This is a genomic window from Halorubrum sp. SS7 (assembly GCF_005435055.1).
Lineage (GTDB): Archaea > Halobacteriota > Halobacteria > Halobacteriales > Haloferacaceae > Halorubrum > Halorubrum salinarum.
In genome coordinates this window covers 1-471 of the sequence record NZ_SGXV01000297.1, presented here as the reverse complement: position 1 = coordinate 471, position 471 = coordinate 1, and the positions used below count along the sequence as shown (strand labels likewise).

Genomic DNA, 471 nt, shown 5'->3' with positions numbered 1-471 from the left:
GCCGGTTCGACCGCCCGCACCGAAAGTGGCGATTCGCACGCGACACATGGGTGCGCTCGGAGCATATCGGAGTGACTTCGATACTTCGAAGTAATGGGCTTTCGAGGACTCGCGACCAAAGGTACAATATCGCAAGTCTCGTGGTGGCGATCAATGACCGGTCCCACCGACCCACCGGCGGTCCCCGACCTCGACTCGGGGCTGTCACGCGAGGAAGCGATCGCGCTGCGCGAGTCCTTCGAAGACGCGGAACAGGAGCGCATTCGACGGACGGTGGCGGAACTCCTCGACCTGCTCGGGAAGGCCCACACGATGGCGGTCCTGAGCGAGTTCGCGTTCGCCGAGGGGCCGCTCCGGTTCAGCGACCTGGAGGCCGAACTCGGGGTCGCGCCGAACACGCTCTCGACGCGGTTGCGCGAGCTGAACGAAGCGGCGCTGCTCGAACGGGACGCCTACGACGAGGTCCCGCCC

At 66.0% G+C, this 471-nt stretch carries 1 protein-coding gene; it reads left to right on the top strand.

Going from position 1 to position 471, the window contains the following annotated elements; all coding sequences use genetic code 11:
* Nucleotides 1-153: 153 nt before the first annotated feature.
* The coding region (locus tag EXE44_RS18100) for a helix-turn-helix domain-containing protein (protein ID WP_137718054.1) at nt 154-471 on the top strand (318 nt) is incomplete at its 3' end.